General features: G+C 70.9%; 17 protein-coding genes. 8 read left to right on the forward strand and 9 right to left on the reverse strand.

Annotated elements, in window-relative coordinates; genetic code table 11:
• Positions 1-187 precede the first annotated feature (187 nt).
• Positions 188-1,393 carry an McrC family protein gene (locus ACIGDI_RS35970; RefSeq protein WP_399905794.1) on the reverse strand — a complete coding sequence of 402 codons (1,206 nt, stop codon included), beginning with the start codon at positions 1,391-1,393 and terminating at the stop codon, positions 188-190.
• Entirely contained in the window at positions 1,390-3,486 is a 2,097-nt protein-coding gene (locus tag ACIGDI_RS35975) for an AAA family ATPase (protein ID WP_399905797.1), read from the reverse strand. The genes ACIGDI_RS35970 and ACIGDI_RS35975 overlap by 4 nt, the downstream gene beginning before the upstream one ends.
• A gap of 489 nt (positions 3,487-3,975) precedes the next feature.
• Between ACIGDI_RS35975 and ACIGDI_RS35980 the strand changes: the two genes are divergently transcribed.
• From ACIGDI_RS35980 to ACIGDI_RS35990, 3 genes are all read left to right on the forward strand, one after another.
• On the forward strand, positions 3,976-5,802 hold the full coding sequence (locus ACIGDI_RS35980; RefSeq protein WP_399905800.1) for a hypothetical protein: 1,827 nt from the start codon (positions 3,976-3,978) through the stop codon (positions 5,800-5,802).
• Positions 5,803-5,805: 3 nt separating this feature from the next.
• Entirely contained in the window at positions 5,806-6,201 is a 396-nt protein-coding gene (locus ACIGDI_RS35985; RefSeq protein WP_399905803.1) for a hypothetical protein, read from the forward strand.
• Positions 6,202-6,526: 325 nt separating this feature from the next.
• Positions 6,527-8,386, forward strand: coding sequence for an FUSC family protein (locus tag ACIGDI_RS35990; RefSeq protein WP_399905806.1), 1,860 nt, complete (start codon positions 6,527-6,529; stop codon positions 8,384-8,386).
• Between the two features lie 20 nt (positions 8,387-8,406).
• Here ACIGDI_RS35990 and ACIGDI_RS35995 read toward each other — a convergent pair whose 3' ends face one another.
• Positions 8,407-9,036 (reverse strand): response regulator, encoded by a 630-nt coding sequence (locus ACIGDI_RS35995; RefSeq protein ID WP_399905809.1) that lies wholly within the window; start codon positions 9,034-9,036, stop codon positions 8,407-8,409.
• Between the two features lie 34 nt (positions 9,037-9,070).
• Positions 9,071-10,261 carry a sensor histidine kinase gene (locus ACIGDI_RS36000; RefSeq protein WP_399905812.1) on the reverse strand — a complete coding sequence of 397 codons (1,191 nt, stop codon included), beginning with the start codon at positions 10,259-10,261 and terminating at the stop codon, positions 9,071-9,073.
• A 349-nt stretch (positions 10,262-10,610) separates the two neighbouring features.
• On the opposite strand from ACIGDI_RS36000, the gene ACIGDI_RS36005 reads away from it, so the two are divergent.
• The gene (locus tag ACIGDI_RS36005) at positions 10,611-11,384 is read left to right on the forward strand and encodes a class I SAM-dependent methyltransferase (RefSeq protein WP_399905815.1); all 774 of its coding nucleotides are present in this window, start codon (positions 10,611-10,613) and stop codon (positions 11,382-11,384) included.
• A 24-nt stretch (positions 11,385-11,408) separates the two neighbouring features.
• Here ACIGDI_RS36005 and ACIGDI_RS36010 read toward each other — a convergent pair whose 3' ends face one another.
• Positions 11,409-12,362, reverse strand: coding sequence for an endonuclease/exonuclease/phosphatase family protein (locus ACIGDI_RS36010; RefSeq protein WP_399905818.1), 954 nt, complete (start codon positions 12,360-12,362; stop codon positions 11,409-11,411).
• A gap of 356 nt (positions 12,363-12,718) precedes the next feature.
• Between ACIGDI_RS36010 and ACIGDI_RS36015 the strand changes: the two genes are divergently transcribed.
• Together ACIGDI_RS36015 and ACIGDI_RS36020 are read left to right on the forward strand one after the other, a co-directional pair.
• Entirely contained in the window at positions 12,719-13,408 is a 690-nt protein-coding gene (locus tag ACIGDI_RS36015; RefSeq protein ID WP_399905821.1) for a DUF899 domain-containing protein, read from the forward strand.
• Positions 13,409-13,562: 154 nt separating this feature from the next.
• Positions 13,563-13,748, forward strand: a complete 186-nt coding sequence (locus tag ACIGDI_RS36020) for a hypothetical protein (protein ID WP_399905824.1) — start codon at positions 13,563-13,565, stop codon at positions 13,746-13,748.
• Positions 13,749-13,754: 6 nt separating this feature from the next.
• On the opposite strand, the gene ACIGDI_RS36025 is transcribed toward ACIGDI_RS36020, so the two are convergent.
• From ACIGDI_RS36025 to ACIGDI_RS36035, 3 genes are all read right to left on the reverse strand, one after another.
• Positions 13,755-15,617, reverse strand: a complete 1,863-nt coding sequence (locus ACIGDI_RS36025; RefSeq protein WP_399905950.1) for an ABC transporter ATP-binding protein — start codon at positions 15,615-15,617, stop codon at positions 13,755-13,757.
• Positions 15,618-16,173: 556 nt separating this feature from the next.
• On the reverse strand, positions 16,174-16,608 hold the full coding sequence (locus tag ACIGDI_RS36030; protein WP_399905827.1) for a hypothetical protein: 435 nt from the start codon (positions 16,606-16,608) through the stop codon (positions 16,174-16,176).
• Complete coding sequence (locus tag ACIGDI_RS36035) at positions 16,605-17,264, reverse strand: ATP-binding protein (RefSeq protein WP_399905830.1); 660 nt, start codon at positions 17,262-17,264, stop codon at positions 16,605-16,607. Before ACIGDI_RS36035 ends, ACIGDI_RS36030 begins: the two co-directional genes overlap by 4 nt.
• 227 nt (positions 17,265-17,491) lie before the next feature.
• Between ACIGDI_RS36035 and ACIGDI_RS36040 the strand changes: the two genes are divergently transcribed.
• Positions 17,492-18,352, forward strand: coding sequence for a helix-turn-helix transcriptional regulator (locus ACIGDI_RS36040; RefSeq protein WP_399905833.1), 861 nt, complete (start codon positions 17,492-17,494; stop codon positions 18,350-18,352).
• A complete protein-coding gene (locus tag ACIGDI_RS36045) occupies positions 18,353-18,607 on the forward strand; it encodes a DUF397 domain-containing protein (RefSeq protein ID WP_058925966.1) in 255 nt (84 codons plus the stop codon).
• A 256-nt stretch (positions 18,608-18,863) separates the two neighbouring features.
• On the opposite strand, the gene ACIGDI_RS36050 is transcribed toward ACIGDI_RS36045, so the two are convergent.
• Positions 18,864-20,378 (reverse strand): PLP-dependent aminotransferase family protein, encoded by a 1,515-nt coding sequence (locus ACIGDI_RS36050; RefSeq protein WP_399905836.1) that lies wholly within the window; start codon positions 20,376-20,378, stop codon positions 18,864-18,866.
• Positions 20,379-20,420: the final 42 nt, after the last annotated feature.

A 20,420-nucleotide genomic window follows, 5' to 3' on the forward strand; every position in this document is an offset into this window, starting at 1 on the left:
GGTTCTCATATCACCGTCGTATGGCAGCCCCGAGACGCGGCGCCACTGGGCGGACACGGTCGACCACGAGGTGGAATTCACTGAACCGCGGTATGACAGCCTGCTCGTTGCCGAGCAGCGGAGGATGTTGATGAGACCGAGCCTGGTCCGAGAGACTTCCCGCATTGGCCTCCGAGTGACTGTCGTCCTACGGCTTATTGCCGCTTCCCAAGCATCCGGCGATGCGCTCCACCGCCCTCAGGATGCGCGACGGGTCCTCGTCGAGCTCCAGCGCATGCTGGATGATCATCGTGCCGGCGCCGCGGACCATGTGCCGAGCCTGCGGCTCGTTGCCCTTCGCGTAGATCAGGTGTCCGACAGACAGGCCGAGTGCAGTGCAGTAGGCGAGCATCTGGTAGAGGTCCGCCTCGGGATAGCCCTCCGGTCGTACTGCTTTGTATTTGGCGTCGGCCACGGCGAGTGGAGTCCCGTCATCCGCATAGTGCACCAGATCGGGTTTCAGAAGGACGTCACCGGCCTCGTCCAGGTAATGTCGCGCCTGCGTTCGACACCTGCCGCCGTAGGGGCGCAGTGCCTCCGAGAGGGCGGTGCAGACGAAATCCTCGAAGACCTTGGCGAGGTCGAAGAGGAAGCCGTCAATACGGACGTCACCGCGCCGGTGCTCGACAGAGATGCCGTTGAGGATCAGTTCCGCGAACCGGCACGGCGCCTGGTAGTGGACATTGAGGCGGTTCGGCTGCCATCTGGGCAGGGGGCGGCCGGGCACCAGCCGGCTGACCTCGGCGAGCCGGGTGCGCAGGCGCAACAGCCGATGCCGCACGGGAACGGGGACCCCGGGCAGCCGCAGCAGACGATCGGCTCCGGCGAGGAGCAGCTGGTTCTCCGGAATGTCGGTACTGAACTCGTCGTAGCCCACTTCCATCGGGAGCGGAATACCGTGCCGGCGGCGCATCTGGTCGGCGGTGCGGATGCGTCCTCGAACGATGGGAAGCGCGTCCTCAACCGCGTGGTACCCCTGCAGTAGCCCCTGTCGCAGTGCACGGTCGGCGAGTCGCTCAAAGACGTGCGCCAAGGCCGGTACGACTCCCTTGTGCGCCCCGGCATCTACGGGTTCGTCTTCGACGCGCCACCCGCGCGTCGGATCGGCCGCGTAGCCGAGGAGGAAGAACAGCCGCCCGATCGGGATCTTCGGCGCGATGGACATCTCCACTCCGGCGATCCGTACCGCTCCGACCTTGGTCAGCGCCCGCACCTGCCAGTGCGTGGGATCGAAGGCTTCGGGCCGCACCTCGACGACGCCGGAGTCCGCGAGGAGCTGTCCGGTCTCAGGAGTCAGCCGGGCAGGGACCCAACCGCCGCGTTCCGTGAGGTCGAGGCGCTCGGTGTAGGTCACTGAGGGGGCTCGGCTTCCGTTGCCGCGGCGCGGCGGATCGCCGCCAGGCCGTAGCGCCGGCCGATATCGGTACCGTCGCCGTAGTGGTGCTCCTCGAGGAGCGGCAGGATCGCGGTACGCCAGACCCGTTCGAGGCCGCCGTCCTGGTAGACCGAGGCATGCATGAGGTACGACGGGCCGATCTTGAAGTCCTTGTCCTCGATCCGGGAGTTAAGGGTGCGGTGTAGCAACGCCACGTCCTCCCCGAAATCGGGATGCTCGCGAGCGATCCAGCCCGTGAGCAGATCGCGGGTCGGGGCGTCGTCCGGGTGGAGAGGAAGAAAGGCGAAGCGACGGCGCATCGCTGCGTCCACGAGGGCGATGGAACGGTCCGCGGTATTCATTGTGCCGATGACGAAGACGTTGGACGGCATCGTGAACTCGCCCGAGTACTGCAGGTCTATCGGTCGCTTGCGGTATTCCAGGACGAAGTACAGCTCACCGAACACCTTCGCCATGTTGGCCCGGTTGATCTCGTCGATGACGAGGAAATGCGCGGTGCTCGGATTCGCCCTGGCCGTTTCGACCAGGTTGAGGAAAGGACCGTTGCGCAGTTCGAACCCAAGTGCCCCCTGCCCAGCTTCTCCTGCGGAATACGGGACGGGGCGATAGCCCTGGATGAAGTCCTCGTAGGCGTACGACGGATGGAACTGCACCAGTTTGACCGCGCGCCGGTCGCCTGCCAGGTGCTCGGCGATGTGGAGGGCGAGGAACGTCTTTCCGGTGCCGGGAGGGCCGTAGAAGATCAACTGCTTGCGCTCAGCCAGGAGTTCCACCACTTCCTCGAGCCAGTCCGTGGTCACGAGGAGTTCGTTGGCGAGGGCCTCGGTCGGCAGGGGCAGGGTGACACCGGGAGCGAGAAGGGGCTTGGGTGCCTCCTCCTCCGGTCCGACGTCGGCGGCGTCGGCGAGGGCCTGGACCTTGTCTAGGAGCTGGGTCAGATCCACGACGTCGTGCTCACTGGAGAGTTGGGCCTGAAGTTCCTCCGGCAATGCGTTCTCGTCGAAGGGAACGGTGAGCCACTGCACAGGGCGCCGCAGTCGATTGCCGTCCTCCTTGGGGTGATGTTCGATCTCCGCATCACCTGTGATCGTGCCCAGCCAGAGCTTGTCGTCGCCGACGACGGCGATGTGGTCGTCAGGGTGCATGAGGTTGAGGAACCGGTCGAAGTCCTGTGCCAGGCGAGCGCGTTGCGGCTTCGAGCGGATACGCGCGTATCGGTTCTCGACCATGACCGCCAGTTCCTCGGGCGAGATGGTCCCGGGCAACCCGTCCAGGTCGGCGGAGAGCGAACAGAAGCCTTCGTCCAGCCACTCCTGGACCTGTTCTGCACCCGACAAGGTGTCTGCGCTGATCAGCCAGGCGCTCTGACCGCTGCCGCGGCGCGCATTCTCAGCTGCCAGTACGTGCTTCAGATCAGCGATGGCCACCTCGGTGCCCCAGGTCCCGGCACCAGTCGCCCCTCCTTCGCTGCGGAAGTGGCTCGCGTACTCCTCCACTTCGCGATCGCTCGCGTGGATCTCCTCCGGTACGCGGCCGTCCTCGTCGAGCACTCGGTGCCATCCCTTGGGACGCGTACCCCACAGCCAGGCTGCGAGCCGAGACCGGTCCAGTCCGGCTTCGGCGGCGAGGCTTCCGAGCTCCACCCAGTGCCCCGGGCGGACGGCACCGCAGAGCCGGGCTGCGAAGGCGTAGCCGGCTCGATGGGACTGCCAGTAGGAGAAGGCCTGCCGTGGAACCTCGTGGAACGTCAGAGGGTCCCCGTGAGCCTCCAACTGGTGCCGCGCCAGGCTGGTGGCCGACCAGATGCCATTGCGCTTGACGACCATCCCCGCGTACACACAGTCGGACGTCTGCCACATCCACGTGTTCTGGCCCTTGGTTTCGTTCGACGCCTGGCGTATCTCCGTCTCGTCCGGATCGAGCGGGAATTCGGTGACCACACGCTGCCACAGCTCACTGAAGTGCAGCCCGCCCTCCTCCGCCGCGAGGATCTCCATCGCCCGACGCAGGCGGGGCTTGGCGCGTGACAACAAGGTGGGCGGTGTGCTCAACGACGGGCTCCTTGACACCACGGGGACGGAGTACGAGAACGCAGCTCACTAGACTGCCGCAAAGGCGTGACATGAGCGACGCACTTGACAAGGGGGAGGCCGACCGCCCGCGGAACCACTGTAGGAAGACGACCCGGTGGTCATCAGCGGCTACACAGTGCGGGACCGGATGAGCGTCGGCCTCGCGGCCCCGAGTGGACTGCAAGTCCCGAGCCCCTCGCCGAGTGCGGCCGGGAACTTCTCCTCGTCAACGCGCTCGCCCATCTGCGGGAGGTGGTTACCGTTGTGTCGCTGGGCCGCCTCGTGCTGCCTGACAAGACCGTCCGCGCCGAGCTGGATCTGGGCCCGGTTGACCGGCGTATGTCGTATCCGTCGGTTCAATGAGCCTATAGGAGCCTGGATCTGACATCGCTTTTGCGGTCTGGCGCGGACCCTCGGCAGTCGGGAAAATACTCACCTGCGGGCTGGTCCGGGGGCGGGGGGTGGCGTGTGGTTCTGCCGTCGTGGAAGAACGACAAGAGCGGGAGACCGCGCAGGCTGTCCAAGGCGCAGAGCGCGAAGCCGATGCCCGCTGTGCCGGTTACCCAACCCAACCCGTGGCGCACCGTCTATGCGGAGCGGGATCCCATACCCGACACCGCGGTCACGCGCCAGTTGGCCGCGTCCGTTCACGATCGTCCGCACCGGTTGAAGCAACTGAAGGCATTCCTGGGCCGGATGCAGGACCGTGCGCTCGGCCGACCGAAGCGGGCTATCCCGCAGCTCAGTCAGTTCGCGGGCGAACAACTGGCACGCTGGGCCTTACGGGAGGTGCTGTTCGCCGACAAGCGGCCCGTGCCGTCCTTCGGATACGAGCTGGCGCCCGTGCTCAGTCACTGTGTTGCCGCGCGCAGGCAGTGGCGTGTGCGTGCCACCGTACTCGTGGCGGTGGTGGTACTGACCGGCTTCCGGTATCCGTTCGGCGTGGGGACCATCGCCGTCCTGGGCCTGCTGCACATATGGCTCAGGGGCGGCAAGCTTATGAGGATTCTGAAATGGGGGACGACGTCGGTCGTCTCGTTCATCCTGCTCGGTGGTGCACTCTTCGGCCTCTACAAGCTGGCGGGCGCGCACGCGCCGTTGTTCCGTGACGCAGTGCGGCAGGGGGAGCGGGCAATGGTCCTGCTGGCCCTGGCCATCACTCTTGTCCATGTCCTGGACCGATGGCTCGCCTGGGGCTACGTCCTCGCGGTCCGGCCGGGACGCGAGGAGATCGGCGACCAGCCGTACGCCGCACCGCTCTCCGCCCGGCGGATCCGCGGCATCGAGGTGACCGAGACCTGGCAGACCATCGCCTACCAACGGGAGTACCGCCGAGACCGGTTCGTCGGCGCGGGCCCGCTCCTCTTCGAGAAGGGCTCGTCACGCATCCAGCTCAAGGCGGCCGGGGCGGAGGTCGGGGAGAACGGGGAGAAACGGCAGCACCACGAGCTCGAGGGGCTGCGCGAGTTCGAGGCCGACGAGCTGATGGATCACCTGCGGGACGAGCTTGAACAACTGCGTGAAGTCCTCATCGAGACCCACTCCCTGCCCAACTGCGATGTCTCGGAGATGCTCGCCGTACCTGAGGAGCAGTGGGCGAAGTTGCCGTTCGCCGGGGCCGGGCAATGGCCCGAGGCGGACGAGATGATCCGCGGGGCGCGTGGTGCGCCGACTAGCGCGGTGGCCCGCCGCTATCTCTGTGCGCAGGTGGTCAGCTGGGACGGGCAGATCGTCGTTACCGTGCTCGCCCACGCGGCACTTGAGGGCCGCACCCTGCACTTCGTCACACGGCCCCACGTCATGACGCCCCTCCGGAAGGAGACGGCGGTCGCGGCGAGCACCGGGTGGGCCTTGGCCCGCGATCTCCTGGCGGCACCGCTCCACGCCGTGGGTGACACGGTGGACCTCGCTCACCGCGTGTACCAGGTGGTGCGCCGCAGCCTCCGGCAGAGCGGGAACGATGATCACTGGGCCGTATCCCCGGTGACGGTCGGCGACCAGTACGAAAAACCCGTGAGCCTGCGGGAGTACTGCTCACGGATGAGCGTCGAGGACATGCATCAGTGGGAAGACGTCCTGCGCCACGTGTCGATCCTCCAGACCTGGATGTTTGCCCGGGTGCGGGTCTTTCTCAAGAAACACGGGGCCGACCTTGCCGAGTTCGACAAGCAGGTGTCGAACGTCATCAACCAGACGATCACCATCGGCAACAACAACAACGTCATGACGGCTGCGGCGGGCGAAAAGACCGGTCAGACCGCCTCGGGGAAGGCGTCGACGGAGACGAAGGAGTGAATCATGGCTGCACGACGGCAGGAGCCGCAGCAGGGGGTCAGCACGGTCTCGTACACGATCGGCACGGGCAATACGACCGTCGCCGCCGCCGCTGGTGACACGGTTGATCAGGACGTGACGGTCGCGGGGACATCCCCCGCGCCGACGAAGCTCGATGAGGCGAAGACACTGCTCGACGAATTGCGCACGGTACTGAAAGACCATGCCGAAGAGCTGGAAGACTCAGCCCAGTGCGACGCGGCTGTCGCCATGATCGGGCAGCAGCTGGACAGCGGGCGGCCTCAGCAGTCCCTGCTGGGAGTGTTCCTGAGTGGACTCCTCGCCGCGATCGGCGGTGCAACTGACGTGATCGCGATCGCTGAGAAGCTGCGGGACGCCATCCAGGCGCTGTTCCCCTGATGCGTTCCCTCGTCGACAAGGATCCGGCGAACCGTTCGGTAGGGTCGCCGCATGGGGGAGGAAGAGGCCGACCCGCGCGAGCTGTTCTTCGAGAGTCCCGTCGAGATCGTGCTCAATTGACGCAGCGTGACGGTCGATCGCAGGTGGTGATTGCCCGTGACGAATTGCGTTCATAAAGAATGCACCTCCCGGGGCAGCCGTCACAGTCCTGAAACCCAATTGTCCCGTCTGCTCCAGGCAAGCGATCTACCGTGGACACCACACCCCACCAGCCCGGCCACCGTCGCCCGAAGGCACACCCCGCCCTCGTCCGGACAGGAGCCCCGTGTCCCGCCCCGCCGTCGCGTTTCGTCCTCCGCCCTGGCTTGCGCATGCCCTGCGTGCCCAGCGCGGCCCCGTCTCCTGGAGTGCCGTCACGCGCGGTGCGCTGTCGGCCGGGCCACTGCTCCTGATCACCGTCCTCCTCGACCGCACCGCGCTCGGCGTCCTCTCCGCCATCGCCGCCATGCTCGCCGGGATCAACGACCGCCCGGGCAGTCGGCGGGCGTCGGTGAAGCGGCTCGGGGTGCCCGCGCTCGCCGGGGCCGGTGGGCTGCTCGTCGGGACGTACGCCGAGGTACACGCCGACCCCGTCGCGCTCACGGTGCTGTTCACCGGGATCGGGCTCCTCGCCGGCGGCGTCAGCGCCGTGGGGCCCGTGGCCTCCAGCGCCGGGACGCAGTTGCTCGTCGCGTCGGCCGTCGGGGCCGGGATGCCGGCGCCCGAGCCCGGCTGGGCGCGGGCGCTCGCCTTCGTCGTCGGCGCCGGCTGGCTGCTCGGTCTGCGGCTGCTCCTGCCCACCCCCGGCGCCACCGCCGGCGACTTCCGGTTCGACGGGGAGCGGGCCGCCGTGGCGGCGGTGTACGACGCCGTCGCCGACCTGCTCGACGCCGCCGGCACCGAGGAGGCCGTCGCACGCCGCGTCGCGCTGACCGCCGCCCTCGACCACGCGCAGGACGCCCTCGCCGGACCCCGGCTGCGGCGCTACGCCAGCTCCTCGGCCGAGCGGCGGCTGCACGCGCAGTACGCCGCCGCGCTGCCGCTGGCCGAGGCGGCGACCGCGCTCGCCTGGGCCGGGGAGCCCGTCGCCGGGCGGACCTCCGAAGGGCCCCGCCGGCTCGCCGGCGCCGTACGGGAGAACACGCACACCGGGCCCCTGCCCGCACCGCACCGGTCCGTGCCCGCCCTGCGCGCCCTCGACGACGCCCTGCTGCACGCCGCCGACGCCTTCGATCGGGGCAGCGGCGGCGATCTGCACACGCGCAGGCGGTCCGTCCGGGACCTTCTCCGGGTCGCCTTCGGGGCCGGCGGACGCGAGTACGGCCTGCGGGTCGGACTGTGCTTCGGCGCCAGTGCCGCCGTCGCGCAGGCGCTGCACCACGCCCGCTGGTACGGGCAGCACACCCACTGGTACTGGCTGCCCGCCACCGCCGTCTTCCTCGTCAAGCCCGACCTCGGGCCGCTCGCCTCCCGGGTGCTGAGCCGGGCTGCCGGCACCGTGCTGGGGGCGCTGCTGTTCGCCGGGTTCGCCGCCGTGCTGCCCCGACCCGAGGGGCTCATCGCCCTCGTCACCCTCTGCGGCGCCCTCATCCCCGTCGCCACCCGGCACTTCGCCGCGCAGACCACCGTCGTCACCGTCCTGGTGCTGGCCCTGGTGATGGTCGGCGGGGAGCCGCAGGCCTCCGTCAGCCGGATCGGTGAGACGCTGCTGGCCTGCGCGATCGTGCTGGTCTTCGGCCATCTGCCGATGCCGGGACAGCGCGGCGGGGGAGTGCGGGCGCGGCTGGCGGCGGCCGGCGAGGCCACGCAGGCCTATCTCGCCCATGTGCTGAGCGAGTCGGACGACCGCGCCACCCGCTGGACGCTGCGCCGCGAGGCCTACCGGGCGCTCGCCGAGGCCCGTACCGCCATCGCCCTCACCGCGGCCGAACTGCCCCCGCTCGCCCGGCACTCGGAGGGCGCGGACGAGGTCGTCGCCTCGCTCGAACGGCTCGCGGACGCCACAACCGCCTGCGCCGTCCACCTCGACGACTCGGGACACCTCTCGGCCCACGACAGGGAGCAGATCGCCGCCCTGCTGGCGGAGTTGGCGAAGGACGGCGAACGTGCGCGGCTACGGCTGCCCGAGCTGCCGCTCGCCGGGTAGGGGCGTCAGCCCAGCAGCCGTCAGCCCAACAGCCGTCGCTCCTTCGCCACCGCGACCGCGCCCGCCCGTGTCTCCACCCCCAACTTGCCGTAGATCCGCCCCAGATGGGTCTTCACCGTCGCCTCGCTGATGAACAGCGCCCGGGCGATCTCCCGGTTGCCGATGCCGCGGGCCAGCTGGCCGAGGATCTCTCGTTCACGGGCGGACAGCATCGGGTGCGGGCTGCGCATCCGCGCCAGGAGGCGGTCGGCGACGGGGGTCGACAGAGCCGTACGGCCGCGGGCCGCGCTGTGGACGGCCGCGAAGAGTTCCTCGGGGCGCTCGGCCTTCAGCAGGTAGCCGGTGGCGCCCGCCTCGATGGCCCGGGTGATGTCGGCGTCGGTGTCGAACATCGTCAACACCAGGACGCGCGGCGGTGACTGACCTGCCGTCAGCTGCCGGATGGCAGTCACTCCGTCCATGCCGTCGCCGAGTTGCAGGTCCATCAGGACCACGTCGGGGCGCAGCCGGGCGCTCAGGGCGAGCGCCTCCTCGCCGCTGCCCGCCTCCCCGACCACCTCGATCCCCTCGGCGCTGGCCACCAGCGCGCGCAGCCCGGCGCGGACCACCGCGTGGTCGTCACACAGCAGCAGCCGGACGGGCCCGCTCACGCGGCCGGCTCCTGCGTCGAGTCGTACACCGTGCTCATACGGCCGCCTCCTTCGGGGCCAGCGGGATCGCCGCCGTCACGACCGTCCCCTCGCCCGGTGCCGACTCCACCGTGAGGGTGCCGCCCGCCTGCCCTGCCCGGATGCGCATGGCGGGCAGCCCGTGGCCGCGGGCCGGGCCGGGGTCGGCGGCCGGCCGGGCGGAAGGGGGCGGCAGGGCGGTCGGGGCCGACTCGAAGCCCCGTCCGTTGTCGGCGACGTCGAGGGAGATCTGCTCGTCCAGGCAGGTCAGGGTCAGCACGGCCCGGGTCGCGGCCGCGTGTTCCCGTACGTTGGCCAGCGCCCCCTGGGCGATGCGCAGCAGGGCCGCCTCGGTGCGTTCGGGCAGCGGGCCGGGAAGGTCGCCGTCGAGGCGGAAGCCGACGGTCAGGCCCGGGCCGCTCTCCCGTGCGGCGAGGGCGGCGAGGGCCGCGGGCAGCGACTGCCCGGCCAGGTCGGCGGGGGCGAGGTCGTGGACGAACCGGCGGGCCTCGGTGAGGCTGCGCGCGGTGACGGCGGCCGCCTCGCGCACATGCGTACGGGCCGTCTCCGGGTCCGTCGCCCAGACCCGCTGCGCGGCCTGCAACAGCATCCGCTGGCTGGACAGCCCCTGCGCGAGCGTGTCGTGGATCTCCGCCGACAGCCGCTGCCGCTCCGCCAGGACACCCGCGCGCCGCTCCGTCGCCGCCAGGTCGCGGCGCGTGCGGACCAGGTCGTCGATCAGTGCCCGCTGCCGTGCCCCCTGCCGTTGCAGATGGACGAAGACGGCCGTGGCCACCGCGGCGACGGCGATCGGCGCCACGACCATGTTCGGGTTCAACGGGCCCTCCGACGCCCGGACTTCGGACACCACGACCAACGCCGTGAGTACGGCGGCCAACGGCACCGCGATCCGTGGCGGCAGTGCGTACAGGCCGGCGAACAGCAACGGCATCGCACACCAGGTGGCGCTCGGCGCGACGGCCAGCAGGGCCACCCAGACCGCCGACACCGAGGCCAGCCAGACCAGATGACGTGCGGTGGGCGGGGTGCCTGCGCGCGGGGGCGGGGCGAGCAGGTGGCCGAGGGCGTACAACAGCGCGAAGCCCGCGAAGAGCCCCGCCACCCAGGCGGTACGGGCCCCTCCCTGGTCGCGGCTGAGGAAACGCGCGATGGAGGAAGCCAGTAGCAGCAGGAACGCACCGTGCACGACGACGGCCAGACGACGCTCGTCCGGATCGGGAACGGCGCCACGATCCGAACCAGAATCCTGCCCCGGACCCGGACCCGAATCCTGCCCCGGACCCGGACCCGGACCCGGACCCGGACCCTGACCCTGACCCGGTCCCGGACCCTCGACGATCCCCGTGCCCGGGCCTTCGGTGTTCTCCATGTTCCGTGTCTAACGCGGCCGGCCGCGCCCCGCATCAACCGATCGGCTGACATCGTGCTCGCCCGAACCGCCCGGCGGACGGCTGCCGTCGGCCGATCCGGAGACCCCGTCCCCGCCCCGAGGCTTACGGCACTACCTCCCTCCTCCGCCTCGGAAAGGCCGGACCATGCCCGCCAGGAATCTCACCGCCAACCGCGCCGCCCTCGGCCACCGCCTCGGCTACGCGCTGCGCCACCCCGACCGGGTGCCCCGCCACCTTGCCCGCGCGGCACGGGACTTGTGGCTGAGCCACCGCCACCCCGACCACGTCGACTACTACCGGGCCGTGATGCGGTCGGACACGCGCGACAGCCCGGACGCGGCCGTCGGCAGCCGAACCCGCGAGCGCTGGCTGGCACTCGGCGCGATGCAGTTCGACTACCTCGTCGGCCACGGACTGCGCCCCGAGCACCGCATGCTGGAGATCGGCTGCGGCAACCTGCGCGGCGGCTGGCGGTTCATCCGGCACCTGGAGCCCGGGCACTACCACGGCATCGACATCTCGCCGGACATCCTCTTCGCCGCCCAGGAAACGGTCGTGGAGATGGGCCTGGAGAAGCGGCTGCCCACGCTGACCCCCGTCCGCGACCTCACCTTCCGCTTCCTGCCCGACGCGCACTTCGACGTCGTACACGCCCACAGTGTCTTCTCGCACTCGCCCCTGCACGTCATCGAGGAGTGCCTGGCCCACGTCGGGCGGGTGCTCGCGCCCGGCGGCTGGTTCGACTTCACCTTCGACCGCACCGAGGGGGAGGAACACCACGTACTGAGGGAGGACTTCTACTACCGGACGCAGACGCTGGTGGATCTGGCCGGGAAGTATGGGCTGCGGGCACGGTTCATGGACGACTGGGAGGCCCTGCCGCACGGGCAGTCGAAGATAAGGGTGACGGAGGGCTGAGCCGGCGGGGGCCGGCCGTCGCCGCTACTGCGCCACCCGTGCCCACACCGGCGCGTGGTCCGACCCGGGCTTCCCGCGTCGCTCCGAGGGGTCCGGGCCCACCGACGGCAGGTGCGGGGCGCCGTCGCCGGGCAGGCCCGTGCCGGCCGCCGTCACCCGGTGGACCAGGTGATGGCTCAGCAGGATGTGGTCGATGAGCTCACGACGGCCCGAGTTGACCCGGGAGTAGCGCTGCTCGGGCGGGATCAGCGGGGCCACGTCCCACAGCCGTTCGGCGTCGCCCTGGTCGGGGCGGTCGTAGCCAGGGGTGCCGATCTCGGACCCGGGCGGCCCGAGCAGTATCTGCGTGGTCGCCGCCTGCACCTCGTCGTTCATGTCGCCCAGCACGACGACGTCCCGCGCGCGGCCGTCCCCGTCCAGCAGTTCGTCGGCGAGGGCGCGCAGGGTGGCGGCCTCGGCGGCGCGGCGGTACAGGGCGTAGGCGCCGTAGCGGGCGCGTTCACCCTCGTCGTGGGGGAAGAAACGGTTCCCCGGATATTCCAGCAGCTTCGACTTCAGGTGGGCCACGGCCACCCGCAGCGGACCGGCGTCCGTCGTGACCTCCACGGCCAGGAAGCCGCGCCCCGCCGCCGAGAGTTCCGTGCCGGAGTCGTTCACCTGCACGGGGTGCAGCCCCGGCGGGAAGGCGTTGGTGTCGGCCAGCACCCGCAGGGGCGCGCGGCTGATGACGCCGACCCGGATGTGCCGGCCGTCCTCGTGCTTGGAGAGCGCGCTGTGCCAGTCACCGCCGACCAGGTCCAGCAGGTCCTGCAGCGCGTCCGGGTCGCCGACCTCCTGCACACCGAGCAGCGCCGGATCGAGCTCCGTGACGACGGCGGCGAGCGCGGCGAGCTTCGTCCGGTACGTCGCCTCGTCCGGGGGGCCGCCGGGGTCGCCGGGACGGAAGAGATTCTCCAGGTTCCAGGTGCCGAGGAGCATGACAGGCCCCTTTCCAGAGCCGTCGGGCGAGCCGGGTGAGCCAAGGATCCTCGTCCGGCCGATTCCGCGGTAGAGCGACGACAGAATGCGCGGTTCGGCTCACGCGCCCCGACAACCGGGGCATACGTCGACGGGACGACCGAGAATCCCGCCGAACTCATCATCACCGGATGCACCGCCCTCGCGCACGACGATCAAGGACGGATCGGCTCCGAAGAGGCCGCGGCCGTCGTCGTACGGGACGGCCCCCTCGACGTACCGCCGGCCCGGGCGGTCGAGAAAGTCCGTGCGGCGGCGATGAGTTCAGCCTCTTCCGGCGGTCACCACACCGAACGGACCGTTGTACAGGAGGGGTTATGTCGCTTCCGGAGATCGTCTCGCGTGAGCAGTGGCGCGCGGCGCGCGCGAACCTGCTCGTCAAGGAGAAGGCCGCCACGCGCGCGCGTGACGCGCTCAACGCGGAGCGGCGCAGACTGCCGATGGTCGAGGTGGACAAGGAGTACGTCTTCGAGGGCGGCGACGGCAAGGCCACCCTGTACGACCTCTTCGAGGGGCGGCCCCAGTTGGTCGTCCACCACTTCATGTTCGCGCCGGAGTGGGACGCCGGCTGCCGCAACTGCTCCGCATTCCTGGACCAGATCGGGCATCTGGCGCATCTTGCCGCACGGGGTACGACGTTCGCGGCCGTCTCCCGGGCGCCGTACACCAAAATCCTGCCGTTCAAGGCGCGGATGGGCTGGATGCTGCCCTGGTACTCGTCCTTCGACAGTGACTTCAATCACGACTTCGAGGCGACCCTGGAGCGGGACGGCGAGCTCGTCGAGCGACCCGGGGTCAGCTGCTTCCTGCGGGACGGGGAGCGCCTCTGGCACACGTACTCGACGTACGGGCGCGGGCTCGACGGACTCGGGTCCACGACGAGCCTGCTCGACCTGACCGCGCTGGGCCGGCAGGAGGAGTGGGAGGAACCGAAGGGACGTGCGTCGTCTCTTGGGGCGCCTGTGAGCAGCGCACGCGTCCGCTATCACGATGAGTACGAGGACTGATACGGAAAGCGACCGAGATGATCGCAAAGTTACCGGATCCTCACACTCCGCGCTGAACAAGTGTCAACTACGTCTCAGTCCCGCAACTGAGCGAGGCCTTTCGGCCCCCGAAGGCGTTAACTCCTACAAGCACAACGCTTTCTGGAGGTGCGAGATGGTGAACGGGCGAATGGTGCTCGAAGCCTTTCCCGCAGGTGGGCCGCGAGGCTCGTGGCCGGCGGAGGAGTTCGCGCACGCGCGACGACTGGAAGGACTGGCCGCCGAGGTCGTCATGGACCTCGCGACGGACATGTTCCTGGTGATCGTGCGCGGTGACACGGCCGCGGACGCGGTCGCCTGAGGTGCGTCAGCCCGCCTCGGGGGCGGGCACGGGCGCAGTGAACTGTTCCGCCTGGAGCGAGTACAGCTCCGCGTAGATACCGCCACCGGCCAGCAGCTCCTCCGGAGTGCCGGACTCCGCCAGCCGCCCCTGGTCGAGCACGTGCACCAGATCGGCGTGGCGCACGGACGCCAGCCGGTGGGTGATGAGGATCACGGTCTGGCCGGTCGAGGCCAGCGCGCGGATCTTCTCGAAGACCTCCAGCTCGGCCCGGGCGTCCAGGGCCGCCGTCGGCTCGTCCACGACCAGGATCCGGCCGCGCCGGTAGGCCGCCCGCGAGATTCCCAGCCGCTGCCACTGACCGCCGGACAGCTCGTGCCCTCCGCTGAACTGGCGGGCGAGCAGCGTGTCCAGGCCGCGCGGCAGACCGGCCACCACGTCCTCGGCACCCGCCTCGGCGAGCGCGGAGGCCATACGGTCCTCCGTCAGCGGCGCCGAGGAACGGCCGATCGCCACGTTGACGCGGGCCGTGAACGGCCAGCGCTTGAAGTCCTGGGCCACCATCGCGACCCGCTCGGCAAGCTGGTACCGGTCGGCGGTCGCGGCGTCCACGTCGTCCCACAGGATGCGGCCGCTGTCCGGCCGGTACAGGCCCGCCAGCAGCTTGACCAGGGTGGTCTTGCCCGAGCCGTTCTCGCCGACCAGGGCCACGATCCGGCCGAGCGGGAGGCTGAGGGTGACGTCGTCGAGGGCCGGGCGCGCGGATTCGCCGGGGTAGCTGAAGCTGACGTGTTCGAAGCGAACCTCCCGCGGGTCCTCGGGCAGGGCCTCGCCGCCCACCGGGATCGCCCGCTCGGCCGCCTCGACGTACAGCCTCTGCAGGTCGCCTACGAACAGCGCGTCCTCGTGCAGCGAGTTGACCGCCACGACCAGGTTGTCCAGGCTCGACGAGCCCGTCCGGATCGCGATCACCGCCGTACCCGCCACCGACAGCGCCATCGCCCCGGCCAGCAGCAGCCCGGTGAGCGTCGCGTACGTCGCCACGGTCGTGATGCCCGTCCAGGCCGAGGCGATCACCCCGGTGCGCGCCGCGAGCCGGGCGAGCCGCGCCTGCTCCGCCTCCGCGGTCTCCGCCATGGCCCGGTAGTGCCGCAGCAGGAAGGGGCCGACGCCGTGCACCCGGATCTCGGGCGCCGCCTCCGGTTCGGTGAGCAGACCGCTGACCAGGCGGCTCGCCCGCGCGTGCTGCACCCAGGTGTGCCAGGACTCGTAACGCCGCCGGGCGTTCGTCAGCGCGCCCCAGGCCGTCGGTAGCGTCATGGTCGCCAGCAGCGGCAACAGCACCGGGTGCAGCACGGTCAGCACGCTCGCCGCCGCGACGAGCGAGATCAGGGCGCTCACCACACGCGTGGCGTACGAGATCATCCGCCGCGCCGATCCGGCGCCGTACTGGGCGGTGTCCAGCAGCTTGTGGAAGGCGTGGTCCTCGATCGCGGCCAGCTCCACGGCGGCCGCCCGCTCCAGATACAGCTCGGTGGCCACCCGCTCCACCTTGGGCTCCAGACGCCCGGTCGCCCAGGTGGACGCGGCCCGCAGCAGCGCCCCGACCAGGGCCACGGCGGCCATCACGGCCAGTACCGGTACGGCGTCGCGCAACCGGTCCCCGATCGCGCCCCCGGCGATCAGCCGCCCCAGCACGCTGTTCATGGCGAGCAGACCCACCGCCTGCGCCACGCCCCGGCCCACCTCGGCCGCGAGCACGGCGCGCGCCGCCCGCGGGTCGGCCTCCCAGGCCAGCCGGCAGCTCGCCCCCAGCAGCTCCGGCAGCCGCGTCACCATGGCCCGCAGGCTCAGCTCCAGGAACGCGTCGGTGTGCTGGTTCCAGCCCATGTCGTAACGCAGCGGGCCACCGAACAGCAGCTGCTCCGACTCGGACACCCCGGGCTGGGCGGCGCCGGCAGGTTTCTTCCTCCGACCGAGGAGACGCCTCCTCCTGCGGGGGGCTGGGGGGCGGGGCTTTTGGTGTGTGTCGGAAGTTTGTGTTGCCGTGCCGTCTGCGGGGTTCTGTGTTCCTGCGCCGCCGTCCGGGCTCCGGGCTTCCTCGCGGGCGCCCGCGCCTTGAGCCCCGCCCCGCTGCTCAGTGCCCTGTGCCCCGCGTCGTTCCTCCGCGCCCTGCGTCCCGCCCCGCTCCTCGGTGCCCTGCGCGCGTCGCGCGTCCCCCAGTCCGTCCGAGTCCCGCGTCTTCCCCACCGCCGGCTTCCCCCTTCATCTCGCCGGACGGCCACTATCGCGGGACGGCGTCCGCGAGGGCAGGGCGCGGGTGGGAGAAGGCCGAGCGCGCGGGCGTACGCCCCAGGCGGCGCAAGGGCCGCTACCGGCCGGCCGGCCACCGGCTGCCCGCCCAGCCCCCCGCCCCGATGTTTACGCAACCACGGGCGTCAGCCCGTCACGCGATCACCGGGCGGGACCACGTCGGCGTCGTTCCCGTGACCCGGCACAGGGCCAGGTACAGCGGTATCGGCGGGGTGTACGGGAGTGTGCCGTCCGGCTTGTGGATCAGGCCGGGGACCGCCGGGGCGTCCGGAACTACCGCCCCGGCGGCGTACAGGGCGGGGGCCGGCCACTCCAGGGCGTAGTCGGAGTCGGACGGGACCAGCCACCACCAGTGCGCCTCATCGGCGTAGACGCACCCCACCCGTGGCAGCCGGGGCATCAGCAGCGGCCCGAGGCAGGCGGGCACCGCCACCGCGTCGCAGCCCAGCGGGGCCGTCATCCCCTCGGGCACGGGCAGCCGCCGGGGCCTGCCCGAGCCGTGCAGTCCGCGATTGAGGCGGACCAACGTGTCCAGGCTCAGCACCTGGCCGCCGGATGCGGCCCTCACTCCCGTCCCCCCTCTCGGAGACGCGCGGTCGGATCGGCCCCCACGGCCCCCGTCCCGTGCCGCGCGTCCGCCTCGTCGCCGTCCCCCGAGCCGCCGGCCGAGCCGGGCTTGGGACGGGCTCCCCAGCCCAGGTCGTTGCATGGGCCGCAGTCGTGCCACGGCTCGTCGGCCTGGCGCGGCAGCTCCGCCCAGACCAGCAGGCCGGGGCCGTGTTCGTGGGCTCCCCACGCGTGACAGAGGGCGTCGATGAGAAGCAGTCCCCTCCCGTGCTCCTCCTCGGGCCGAGCCCGCGCCGGATGAGGCACACCCGGCGCACAGCCCTCGTCACGCACGGCTATCCGCACCAGGTCCTCGCCGTCGTGCAGCTCGCAGACGATGAGGCTGCTCGCGGTGTGGACGAGGGCGTTGGTGACCAGCTCGGTGACCACCAGGGCGGCGGTGTCGCAGATGTCCTCGCACACCGACCAGCCGTTCAGCCGCGCCCGGGTCATGCGTCTGGCCTGCGCGGGAGAGCCCGGGTGGGCGGCCAGCTCGAATCGGAACCGGCGCTCGGTGGCGACCCTTGCGGGGTCTGCTCCCGGGGCGGCACCGAGGCTGTGGGGGTGGCCTTCGGCGGCGTCTGTTCCTAAGGGCGCGGACGGAATCACGCTTGCCACTATCGCCCCGGCGTGAACACTTGGCAAGTGTCACTCTGAAAATTGCAGAGTGCGGTGTGACGTTGTGGAACGGCGTGGCACACTGCTCGCAACAGCACGTCGAACGGCGCCAGTTGAGATCAGCGTGGATCGGTACCGAACCGTACAGATCTTCGAATAGGTCTTCGAATGGCGCCGTATGGCTGTCAGCATGCTTGTGGATTCCCAGGGGTCGAGGGAGGTGGAGGGTGAGCGAGCCGCGGTCCGCGCCGACGGTCGGTCAGGTCGTCCTCGGCCGACGCCTGCTGGACCTGCGGGAACGCGCCGGGCTCAAGCGTGAGGAGGCCGCCAAGGTCCTGCGCGTCGCCCCCGCCACCGTCCGCCGCATGGAGATGGCCGAGGTCGGCCTGAAAATCCCTTACCTGCAACTGCTGCTGAAGTCCTACGGCGTCTCCGACGAGGAGGCCGACACCTTCGTGCAGCTGGCCGAGGAGGCCAACAAACCGGGCTGGTGGCAGCGGTTCCACGACATCCTGCCCGGCTGGTTCTCCATGTACGTCAGCCTGGAGGGCGCGGCCTCCCTCATCCGCTCCTACGATCCGCACTTCGTCCCCGGCCTGCTGCAGACCGAGGACTACGCGCGCGGTGTGCTGAGATCGGGCGCCATCGGCCAGACCCGGCCCGAGGACATCGAGCGTCATGTCGCGCTGCGCATACAACGCCAGGAACTGCTCACCCGCCCGGACGCGCCCCGATTCTGGGCCGTGTTCGACGAGACCGCGCTGCGCCGCCCCGTCGGCGGCCCGGAGGTGATGCGTGCCCAGATCGACAAGCTGCTCGACGCCACGAAGCTGCCCAACGTCACCCTGCAGGTCGCGCCGTTCCTGAGCGGCCCGCACCCCGGCACGTTCGGGCCCTTCGTGCTGTTCCGATTTGCCATGTCAGAACTGCCGGACATGGTCTACAGCGAGTACCTGACCGGCGCCGTCTACCTGGACGCGCGCGCCGAGGTGGCGACCCACCTCGAGGTCATGGACCGCATGGCGGCGCAGGCCGCTACGGCACATCGCACGAAGGAGATCCTCCGGGATCTCCGCAAGGAGCTGTGAATGGATCGCATCAAGCCGCGCAAACACGTCTACAACGGCATGCCCGCGCGGGAGTTGGGCAGCGAGGGCTGGCACAAGCCCTGGAGCGGCGGCAACGGCGGCAACTGCCTGGAAGCGATGAAACTCGCCGACGGCCGCATCGCCGTCCGCCAGTCCACCGACCCGGACGGCCCGGCGCTGATCTACACCACCGACGAGATGACGGCGTTCATCGAGGGCGCCAAGGCGGGGGAGGCCGACTTTCTGCTGTCGTGACGCGATGGTCCGGCGCTCGAACGACTTTTCTTCCCGTTTTCCTTACCGTGGTTATGAATTGATGGGCAATCAGACGATGGTCGAGATCGACGGCAGAACGTGGGCAGGACCCGGCAGATGCCGGCCCCGGACCTCCGCATGCCGCTCGTGGCACGTGTCAACCGGACCGTCCCGCACAGGGATCTGACGAAGTCCGCGCCGGCCGTGCGGACCGACCCCTCACCTCGGGCGTCGACCCGCACGGCGCGGGACCCCCTCATAGCGCGCCGGGCAACCCCCGGCACAGTGCCTCCAACGCCGTCTCGTACGCGTGCTCCGCGGGTGTCGCGTATCCCACGACCAGGCCGTCGGCGGCCTCCATGTCCGTCTCCGGATGGCGGAACCCGGCCAGCCCGTCCAGCGCGACGCCCTGCCAGGCCGCGGCCTTGACGGCGGACCGCTCGGTGCCGGGCGGCAGCCGCAGCACGGCGTGCAGGCCGGCCGCCACCCCGGTCACCTCGACGTGCGGCGCCTGCGCGGCGAGGGCGGCCACGAGCCGGTCGCGCCGGCTCCGGTACCGCTGCCGCATCCGCCGCACATGACGGTCGTAGGACCCGCTCACGAGGAAGTCGGCGAGGCTCAGCTGGTCGAGGACGCTCGCCCACGCCTCGCGTTCGCCCTTGGCCGCCAGCACCCCGTCGACGTACCGCTCGGGAAGTACCATCCACCCCAGCCGCACGGCCGGTGACAGGCTCTTGCTGACCGAGCCCAGCAGGATCACCCGCTCGGGGTCGAGTCCCTGCACGGCACCGACGGGCTTGCGGTCGTAGCGGAACTCCCCGTCGTAGTCGTCCTCCAGCACCACACCGCCACGCGCGCGTGCCCAGTCGATCACGGCCGTCCGGCGCTCGGCGTGCAGCGGGCCGCCCGTCGGGAACTGGTGCGCGGGCGTGAGCAGTACGGCCCGCTCCCGCCCCAACCGGTCCACCCGCGCCCCGTGTTCGTCGAGGGGCAGCGGTACGGTCCTTACGCCCGCGGCCGTGAGCAGTTCCCGGTGGAAGGGCAGCCCGTACGCCTCCACCGCCAGCGGCCCGCGCAGCACTCCGCCGCCGAACAGCAGCCGCAGGGCGTGCGCGAACCCGGAGCAGACCACGATCCGGTCCGCATCGGTCCGCACGCCACGCGCGCGTGCCAGGTACTCCGCGAGCGCCTCCCGCAACTCGACGCGCCCGGCCGGATCGCCGGGCCCGAACACCTCGTTGGGCGCCTGCTGGAGAGCCCGCCGGTAGGAGGCCAGCCAGGCCGCACGGGGGAACGCGGAGGCGTCCGGGGTGCCCTGGCGCAGGTCGTGCAGCGGGGGGCGCGGGGGTATGCGGACATGGGCGGGGGCGGTTGGCGATGAGGCGTGCGCGGGTGGGGTCGGCGCAGAGGTACGCGTGCGGGAGGTCGGTGCCGAGGCACGCGTGCGTGGGGGTGTCTTCGGGGACTCTCGCCCGGCGCGCGGCAGTGGTGCGGCGCGGTCCGCGACACGGGTGCCCGATCCTTGCCGGGCGGTCAGCCATCCCTCCGCGACGAGCTCCGCGTACGCGTCGGCCACCGTGTTGCGGGCCACGCCCAGGTCGGCGGCGAGCGAGCGGTAGGGCGGCAACCGGGTGCCGGGCGCGAGCCGCCCGTCGCGTACGGCCTCGCGCAACGCGGCGATGAGCGCGGCCCGTCGCCCGCCCGTCCCGGACAGCTCCAGATGCAGGTCGGCCCCGACCCGCTCCGCGGAATTGACCCACGATTTCGCCATGGAAATGCACCCTACAGCGGGTCTTTCGAGTCCGTAGGGTCG

Origin of the sequence: Streptomyces sp. NPDC085900, from assembly GCF_044540925.1 — a bacterium.
Classification (GTDB): domain Bacteria; phylum Actinomycetota; class Actinomycetes; order Streptomycetales; family Streptomycetaceae; genus Streptomyces; species Streptomyces gilvifuscus.

Excerpts from the sequence above, each read along its gene's own strand:
- ACIGDI_RS36010 (WP_399905818.1), bottom strand. The coding sequence starts at position 12,362 with ATGCTCCTCGGCACCTGGAACCTGGAGAATCTCTTCCGTCCCGGCGAC.
- ACIGDI_RS36025 (WP_399905950.1), bottom strand. The coding sequence starts at position 15,617 with ATGGGCTGGAACCAGCACACCGACGCGTTCCTGGAGCTGAGCCTGCGG.
- ACIGDI_RS36005 (WP_399905815.1), top strand. The coding sequence starts at position 10,611 with ATGCCCGCCAGGAATCTCACCGCCAACCGCGCCGCCCTCGGCCACCGC.
- ACIGDI_RS35985 (WP_399905803.1), top strand. The coding sequence starts at position 5,806 with ATGGCTGCACGACGGCAGGAGCCGCAGCAGGGGGTCAGCACGGTCTCG.
- ACIGDI_RS36045 (WP_058925966.1), top strand. The coding sequence starts at position 18,353 with ATGGATCGCATCAAGCCGCGCAAACACGTCTACAACGGCATGCCCGCG.
- ACIGDI_RS36020 (WP_399905824.1), top strand. The coding sequence starts at position 13,563 with ATGGTGAACGGGCGAATGGTGCTCGAAGCCTTTCCCGCAGGTGGGCCG.
- ACIGDI_RS36050 (WP_399905836.1), bottom strand. The coding sequence starts at position 20,378 with ATGGCGAAATCGTGGGTCAATTCCGCGGAGCGGGTCGGGGCCGACCTG.
- ACIGDI_RS36015 (WP_399905821.1), top strand. The coding sequence starts at position 12,719 with ATGTCGCTTCCGGAGATCGTCTCGCGTGAGCAGTGGCGCGCGGCGCGC.